Annotated in this window: 7 protein-coding genes; 3 read left to right on the top strand and 4 right to left on the bottom strand. The window is 70.4% G+C overall.

What is annotated here, in order from left to right:
* Window positions 1-1,232: tetratricopeptide repeat protein (locus ABZ945_RS30155; RefSeq protein ID WP_361275954.1), on the top strand; the 1,232-nt coding region annotated here is incomplete at its 5' end.
* 92 nt (window positions 1,233-1,324) lie between these two features.
* Window positions 1,325-1,744 carry an NUDIX domain-containing protein gene (locus tag ABZ945_RS30150; RefSeq protein WP_361275971.1) on the top strand — a complete coding sequence of 140 codons (420 nt, stop codon included), beginning with the start codon at window positions 1,325-1,327 and terminating at the stop codon, window positions 1,742-1,744.
* Window positions 1,745-1,753: 9 nt separating this feature from the next.
* Here the strand turns inward: ABZ945_RS30150 and ABZ945_RS30145 are convergent, their stop codons facing one another.
* Complete coding sequence (locus ABZ945_RS30145) at window positions 1,754-2,278, bottom strand: hypothetical protein (RefSeq protein WP_361275952.1); 525 nt, start codon at window positions 2,276-2,278, stop codon at window positions 1,754-1,756.
* 21 nt (window positions 2,279-2,299) lie between these two features.
* Window positions 2,300-2,695 (bottom strand): hypothetical protein, encoded by a 396-nt coding sequence (locus ABZ945_RS30140; RefSeq protein ID WP_361275949.1) that lies wholly within the window; start codon window positions 2,693-2,695, stop codon window positions 2,300-2,302.
* A gap of 253 nt (window positions 2,696-2,948) precedes the next feature.
* On the opposite strand from ABZ945_RS30140, the gene ABZ945_RS30135 reads away from it, so the two are divergent.
* Window positions 2,949-4,331 carry a hypothetical protein gene (locus ABZ945_RS30135; protein WP_361275946.1) on the top strand — a complete coding sequence of 461 codons (1,383 nt, stop codon included), beginning with the start codon at window positions 2,949-2,951 and terminating at the stop codon, window positions 4,329-4,331.
* Between the two features lie 84 nt (window positions 4,332-4,415).
* Here the strand turns inward: ABZ945_RS30135 and nuoN are convergent, their stop codons facing one another.
* Together nuoN and ABZ945_RS30125 are read right to left on the bottom strand one after the other, a co-directional pair.
* A complete protein-coding gene (gene nuoN / locus ABZ945_RS30130) occupies window positions 4,416-6,065 on the bottom strand; it encodes an NADH-quinone oxidoreductase subunit NuoN (RefSeq protein WP_361275969.1) in 1,650 nt (549 codons plus the stop codon).
* A gap of 14 nt (window positions 6,066-6,079) precedes the next feature.
* Complete coding sequence (locus ABZ945_RS30125; RefSeq protein ID WP_361275944.1) at window positions 6,080-7,651, bottom strand: NADH-quinone oxidoreductase subunit M; 1,572 nt, start codon at window positions 7,649-7,651, stop codon at window positions 6,080-6,082.
* Between the last annotated feature and the right edge of the window lie 4 nt (window positions 7,652-7,655).

Raw genomic sequence — 7,655 nt, 5'->3', positions numbered from 1 at the left:
CCAACAAGTCAGCCATCTCCCACTGGGCGAACGGCACCCGCACTCCGTCCGGTCGGGCCGGGCAGTATCTCGCCGAAGCCCTCTCGCGCCGCCTCGGCCGCATCGTCACATCTACCGAGATCGGCCTCGCGCATGGTGACGCTGCACCCGTCCCGACCGGCGACCCGGTCGCGACAGCCACCGAACTCGGCCGTGCCGATGTCGAACGGCGCCGCTTTCTCGCTATCGCGGCGTTCTCCACCGCCGGCGTCGCGATGCCGCTGCTCCATGACCATGAGGCCACCGCCCGTGTCCTCCGTGCCCGCACTGGCCGTTCCCTTGTCGGAGCGGAGGACATCGATGTCGTACGGCAGATCACAGCGGCGTTCAGCGCCGCCGACGAGCGCCTCGGTGGCGGCCACGGTCTGACTACGGTCACCGCGTATCTCGCCGACACCGCGGCACCGATGCTCCGTGGGCGCTTCCTCTCGGAGGCTTTACGCGGGGCTGCTTTCGGCGCCGTCGCGGAGCTGGCCTACCTGGCCGGGTGGAAACACCACGACCTGGGGCACGAAGGCGTGGCCCAGCGCTATTACCAGGTGGGCTACCAACTCGCCTGCGAGGCCGACCCACATGGCCACGCGGCTTGGATGATGCGCTCCTTGGCTCACCAAGCTCTGAAACTCAAACAGCCTCGCCACTGCGTCGACCTGGTGGAAGGGGCGCTGGCCCGAGGAATCGGCCGTGTCGACGGCCAGACCGAGGCGCTCCTCCACATCACGCATGCCCGCGCCTGCGCCGCCGTCGGCGAGAACGCCTCCGCCAGCCGTGCTCTTCTTGCGGCAGAGGATGCGCTGCTCCGGGACGACGGCCCACAGCCCAGCTACTCCCTCCTGAGCGGTCCGGCCGCAGGCACCGTCGCGAGTCATACGGCCAAGGCCCTGACGGAGATGAAGGACTTCCTCGGTACGGAACAGCAGCACCGTGACGCTCTCACTCGCTGGGACCCGATCCAGTTCAAGCGGGTGCACGTCCTCACGTACGCCGATCTGGGTGACAGTCTTGCCGCCCAGGCCCGCGCCGACGAAGCGGTGGCCTCGTGGACCCAGGCTCTCAGTCTCATGGAGGGCATGACGTCGGACCGCGCCCGTATGGCGATCACCTCGATTCGCCCCACCCTGGCGGTCTACCAGCGCCGTCGTGTGCCTGGTACCGCCGACCTCGTGCGACGCGCTCGCGAGGCCCTCACCTGACGGACCGGGATCCGCACAAGGAGGGGACTGCTGAGGCTTCCTCCGGCCTTACCACCCCTGCACTCAATGGGTTCGGGCCGGTCGCCGCCGTCATCGTCCACGACAAGGCCAACAACCGCGTCGTCCTCCTCCAACGCAGCGAGAACGCCAAGTTCGCCCAGGGCTTATGGGACCTTCCCGTCGGCAAGAGCGAACCCGGTGAACCGATCACCGAGACCGCCGTCCGCGAACTGCATGAGGAGACCGGCCTCACGGTGAAGCCCGAGTCCCTCAGGGTGGCCCACGTCATCCACAGCGCCTGGGGCGTCGAAGCTCCCAATGGCTTCCTCACCATCGTCTTCGCCGCTGACCAATGGACCGGTGAGCCGGAGAACCGCGAGCCGCACAAGCACTCCCAGGTCCGCTGGGTCGACGCCGGGGCCATCCCCGACGCCTTCGTGGACACCACGGCCACCGCTCTCCGCCGGTACCTGAGCGGCGGGCCCGAGGTGTCCCTTGACGGCTGGGCCTGACCAGCCGCCTCACTCCAGCCCGTGCACTCGCAGCTCCGGCAGGGGCGGGTCGAAGGTCAGCCCGTTCTCGTCCATGGCGTTGAAGACGCCGATCCGACCGCCGGAGAAGACGAAGCTCACCTCCACGTTGCCGTGACCCGCACCAGGCCCCGTCCATTCCAGCAGCTCTACCCGGTGGAGCACCGAGCCGCACAGGGCCTGGAGCTCGGGGAGGGGATCCGGCCGCCACTCCAGTACGAAGTCGGTGCCGGGCCAGCGCACCGGCCGCCGTGGGTCGACGGTGGACCAGGTGACGGAGAGGTCGTCGAACGTGTTGTGCACCAGCTCGACCTGCTGTCCGTCGAAGTCCAGCAGCAGCGGGCAGTCGGCGAACCACCGGTCGTCTTCGAGGTCCCAGACCAGCCAGGTGCGGGTCAACGGGCGGCCCACCAGAGCGCCGAGGCGGTGGCCGTGGCCATGCTTCACGTCACGTACACCCTGCCGCCACTCGGGCCGGAAGCCCTCGATCCCGAAGTCGAATGCGAAGTCGAACACCTGGCCAGTCTGCCCGGTCGGTCACTCCACCACCCGGTCGCGGTATTGCTGGAAGGCCTGCCAGCCCGATGTATCGCCCGCCGAGATCAGCTCGCCCGCGGAGCAGTCGAACACCCGGCAGTCCAGCTCGGCCGCGATACGGAAGGCGACCGGGAGGACGTCATCACCACCGCCGCGGATATGCAGCATGATCATGCCGACCGGTTCGTCGGAGCCCATGTTGAGCTCCATGGACCAGCCCGGGCCGCCGAGTTCGCCCCAGCTGGGGTCCGAGAGGTCCACGACTGGGGCGGCTCGGCGGAGAGACGCCAGCACCCCCGGCCGAGGGCCGAGCGGTGGCGGGGTGGTGTCGCTGCCCATGTCTTCCATGGAGGTGATGCCCTCGGGCAGGCGAAGGAGAAGAACGTCCCAGCTCATAGGTGGCCCCAGGTCGGTTGTCGGGATGGTACTTCCGGCGGCGGCCCGCCGAATGCTGCACGTCCGGTCGACGAGCCGCATCGTGGCACGCCCCACTGACAACGGTCTTCTCCCGGGCCGATGGCCGGTTGTCGGCCCAACCGGTTGACCGCGCGGCCGTACGCGGCTTGGCTCCGGCTCGGGGCACCGGCCGGGTCGGGGGCGGTGTGCGCGGGGCGCCGTGGTGTGTCTCGCGGTGGAGGAGGGGGACTGTATGCGGCACTTCACGCTCACCGGCGGGAGAAGCCGGAAGTGCCGGGGGACACGTGCGGCGCTGGCCGTTCTGGTCGGCGCCGGTCTGGCGGCGGGCGTTCTCGCCCCCGGCTCGGCCACGGCTCGCTCGGCGGACGGTGGTACGGCGGGGCGGGCCGCGTTCACGACGGAGCGGGTCAGTCTCGGCACGGGCGGGGTGCAGGGGAACGGGCCCTCGTACACCGTCGACGTCAGCCCCGGCGGGCGGACGGTCACGTTCCTGTCCGAGGCCGACAATCTGGTGCCGGGGGACACCAACGGGGTCGCCGATGTCTTCGCGCGCTCCTTGTCGACCGGGCGGGTGGAGCGGGTCGAGCTCGGCCGGCCGGGGGCGGAGCCGGTGTCGGCGTCCGTGAGCGCGGACGGGCGGACACTGGTGGTGGAGGTGTACCACCGCGATCCGGACACCGGAGAGCTACGGGACGAGCTGCTGGTGCACGACCGCCGTACCGGGCGGACCCGCCCGCTGCTCCCGGAGAACCCCGCCACGGCGGGCTCCGGCCAGGCCGTGGTCAGCGCCGACGGGCGGTTCGTCGCCTTCCAGTCGGCCCGCTCCGATCTGGTGCCGGGCGACACCAACAAGGTGGCCGACATCTTCGTGCACGACCTCCGGCGCGGTACGACCCGGCGGGTGAACGTCTACAGCGACGGCACCCAGGCCGCCCGGGCCGCGGCCTCGCCGACGATCAGCGCGGACGGCCGCCGGGTCGGCTTCAACTCCCGTACGGATCTGGCGGCTCCGGTGCCGGACGAGCCCGAGGGGCCCGCGGACGGCGAGATGCGCAAGCCGCGTACGTATCCGATGTTCGTCCACGATCTGCGCTCCGGGCGGACCGTCGCCGCCAGTGTGTCGCTGGACGGCAGCAGCGCGGGAGCCACCGGTCCCTTCCTCAGCGAGGACGGGCGGTACGCGGTCTTCGCGTCGACGTATACCGACCTGGTGCCGGGTGACACCAACGGCCAGAGTGATGTCTTTCTCCGCGACCTGCGGAGCTCTACGACCACGCGGATCAGCCTCGCCCCCGGCGGCGGTCAGGCCGAGGGCGGCCCCAGCCACCTCGGCCAACTCTCCGCCGACGGGCGCACCGTGGTCTTCGAGTCCGCCGCCGCCAACCTGGCGCCCGGTGACACCAACGACGGCTACGACCTGTTCGCCCGGGATCTGCGCACGGGCGCGGTGGAGTTGCTGACCAGGGCGGTGGACGGCCCCTTCGACGGGTGGACCGGGTCCGTCGCGCTGGATGCCCGGGCCCGCACGGTGGTCTTCGACTCGGAATTCGATCGGCTGGTGTCTGGGGACAGCAACGGCGTTTCCGATGTCTTCGCGGTGCACCGCCGACGGTGAGGAGTGCCTGATAGGCGCCGGTATACGACGGACGGCGGGGCATCCCGGGGAAGGGGTGCCCCGCCGTCGGCATTACTCCGGTCGTCAGCGGACGAAGGTGCCGGCCGAGCCGGCCAGGTCCAGGAAGTACTGGGGGGCCAGGCCCAGGACCAGGGTGACGGCGACACCGACGCCGATGGCGGTCATGGTGAGGGGGGAGGGGACGGCGACGGTGGGCCCCTCGGGCTTCGGTTCGCTGAAGAACATCAGCACGATGACCCGGATGTAGAAGAAGGCCGCGATGGCGGAGGCGATGACGCCGACGACGACCAGGGCGCCGGCGCCGCCCTCCGCCGCCGCCTTGAAGACGGCGAACTTGCCGGAGAAGCCGGAGGTCAGCGGGATGCCGGCGAAGGCGAGCAGGAAGACGGCGAAGACGGCGGCCACCAGGGGGGAGCGGCGGCCGAGGCCCGCCCACTTGGAGAGGTGGGTGGCCTCGCCGCCGGCGTCGCGGACCAGGGTGACCACGGCGAAGGCGCCGATGGTCACGAAGGAGTAGGCGGCCAGATAGAAGAGGACGGAGGAGACGCCCTCGGGGGTGGCCGCGATGACACCGGCGAGGATGAAGCCGGCGTGGGCGATGGAGGAGTAGGCGAGCAGCCGCTTGATGTCGGTCTGGGTGATCGCGACCACCGCGCCGCCCAGCATGGTGACGATGGCGACGCCCCACATGACGGGCCGCCAGTCCCAGGCGAGGCCGGGGAGCACCACGTAGAGCAGGCGGAGCATGGCACCGAAGGCGGCGACCTTGGTGGCGGCGGCCATGAAGCCGGTGACCGGGGTCGGGGCGCCCTGGTAGACGTCCGGGGTCCACATATGGAAGGGGACGGCGCCGACCTTGAAGAGCAGGCCCATCAGCAGGAGGGCGAAGCCGATCAGGAGCAGGACGTCGTTGCCCATGGTGGAGGCGAGCGCCGGGTCCACATCGGTGACGGCGCCGTCCACCACGTCGGCGATCCGGGCGTAGGAGACCGAGCCCGCGTAGCCGTAGAGCAGGGCGATGCCGAAGAGAAGGAAGGCGGAGGAGAAGGCGCCAAGGAGGAAGTACTTGACGGCTGCCTCTTGGGACATCAGGCGCTTGCGGCGGGCCACCGCGCAGAGGAGGTAGAGGGGGAGGGAGAAGACCTCCAGGGCGATGAAGAGGGTCAGCAGGTCGTTGGCGGCCGGGAAGACCAGCATGCCGGCGACCGCGAACAGGGCGAGCGGGAAGACCTCGGTGGTGGTGAAGCCCGCCTTGACGGCCGACTTCTCGTGCTCGCTGCCCGGCACGGCGGCCGCTTCGGCGGCGAAGGAGTCGACCCGGTGGCCGTGGTGGGCCGGGTCGAGCCGCCGTTCGGCGAAGGTGAAGACGGCGACCAGGGCGGTGAGGAGGATGGTGCCCTGGAGGAAGAGGGCGGGGCCGTCCACGGCGATGGCGCCCATGGCGGCGATCCGCGCCTCGGTGGAGGCATGGCCGGAGGCGGCCAGGCCCACCGTGGCGGCGAAGGCGGCGGCCAGGCCGACCACGGAGAGGAAGAGCTGGGCGTAGTAGCGGGCCCGGCGGGGGACGAACGCCTCCAGCAGGATGCCGAGGACGGCGGCGCCGACGATGATCAGGATGGGCGCCAGTTGGGCGTACTCGATGGTGGGGGCGGGGATCTTGTCGACCGGTTCGGCGGCCGTCGTCCACAGGCTGTGGACGGCGGGGGCGCTCAGGACGGCTGCGGTGCTCACTTGGCCGCCTCCACTTCGGGCCGGGGGTCCTTCTGCTGGACGTCGGACATGGTGTGCCGCACGGCGGGATCGACGATCTCGGTGAGGGGCTTGGGGAAGACGCCGAGGAGGATGAGGAGGGCGATCAGGGGGGCCACCACCGCCAGTTCGCGCGCACGGAGGTCGGGCATGGCGCGGACCTCGGGCTTGACCGGGCCGGTCATGGTCCGCTGGTAGAGGACCAGGACGTAGAGCGCGGCGAGCACGATGCCGACGGTGGCGACGATTCCGGCCGCGGGGTAGCGGGCGAAGGTGCCGACCAGGACCAGGAACTCGGAGACGAAGGGGGCCAGTCCGGGGAGGGAGAGGGTGGCCAGGCCGCCGATCAGGAAGGTCCCGGCCAGGATCGGGGCGACCTTCTGGACGCCGCCGTAGTCGGCGATCAGACGGGAGCCCCGGCGGGTGATCAGGAAGCCGGCGACCAGCATCAACGCGGCGGTGGAGATGCCGTGGTTGACCATATAGAGGGTGGCGCCGCTCTGGCCCTGACTGGTCATCGCGAAGATGCCCAGGATGATGAAGCCGAAGTGGGAGATCGAGGCGTAGGCGACCAGGCGTTTGATGTCGCGTTGGCCGACCGCGAGCAGGGCGCCGTAGATGATGCTGACCAGGGCCAACACGATGATCACGGGGGTGGCCCACTTGGACGCCTCGGGGAGGAGCTGGAGGCAGAAGCGGAGCATCGCGAAGGTGCCGACCTTGTCCACCACGGCGGTGATCAGGACGGCGACCGGGGCGGTGGCCTCGCCCATGGCGTTGGGGAGCCAGGTGTGCAGCGGCCAGAGCGGGGCCTTGACCGCGAAGGCGAAGAAGAAGCCGAGGAACAGCCAGCGTTCGGTGTTGGTGGCCATGGTCAGGTCACCGCTGGCGCGGGCCTCGGCGATCTCGGTGAGGGAGAAGTTCCCCGCCACGACATAGAGGCCGATGACGGCGGCGAGCATGATCAGGCCGCCGACCAGGTTGTAGAGGAGGAACTTGACCGCCGCGTAGGAGCGCTGGGCGGCCGCGTTCTCGTCGCTGCCGCTGTGCGCGCGGTCTCCGAAGCCGCCGATGAGGAAGTACATCGGGATGAGCATGGCTTCGAAGAGGATGTAGAAGAGGAAGACGTCGGTGGCCTCGAAGGAGAGGATCACCATCGCCTCGACGGCCAGGATCAGGGCGAAGAAGCCCTGGGTGGGGCGCCAGCGGCGGTTCGACTTCTGGTCCGGGTCGGCGTCGTGCCAGCCGGCCACGATGACGAAGGGGATGAGCAGCGCGGTGAGCGCGATCAGCGCCACCCCGATGCCGTCCACGCCCAGTTCGTAGCGGACGCCGAAGTCGGCGATCCAGGCGTGGGATTCGGTGAGCTGGTAGCGGGCGCCGCCCGGGTCGAAGCGGACCGCGACGAGCGCGGCCAGACCCAGGGTGGCCAGCGAGAAGACCAGCGCCAGCCACTTGGCGGCGGTGTGCCGGGCGGCGGGGACGGCGGCGGTGAGCACCGCGCCGAGCGCCGGGAGAGCAGCCGTTGCCGTCAGCAGGGGGAAGGACATCGGG

This window comes from Streptomyces sp. NPDC046887, assembly GCF_040644755.1.
In the GTDB taxonomy this organism is placed as follows: Bacteria; Actinomycetota; Actinomycetes; order Streptomycetales; family Streptomycetaceae; genus Streptomyces; species Streptomyces lichenis.
The sequence above is the reverse complement of the archived record's forward strand: the minus strand, read 5'-3'. Positions and strand labels throughout refer to the sequence as shown.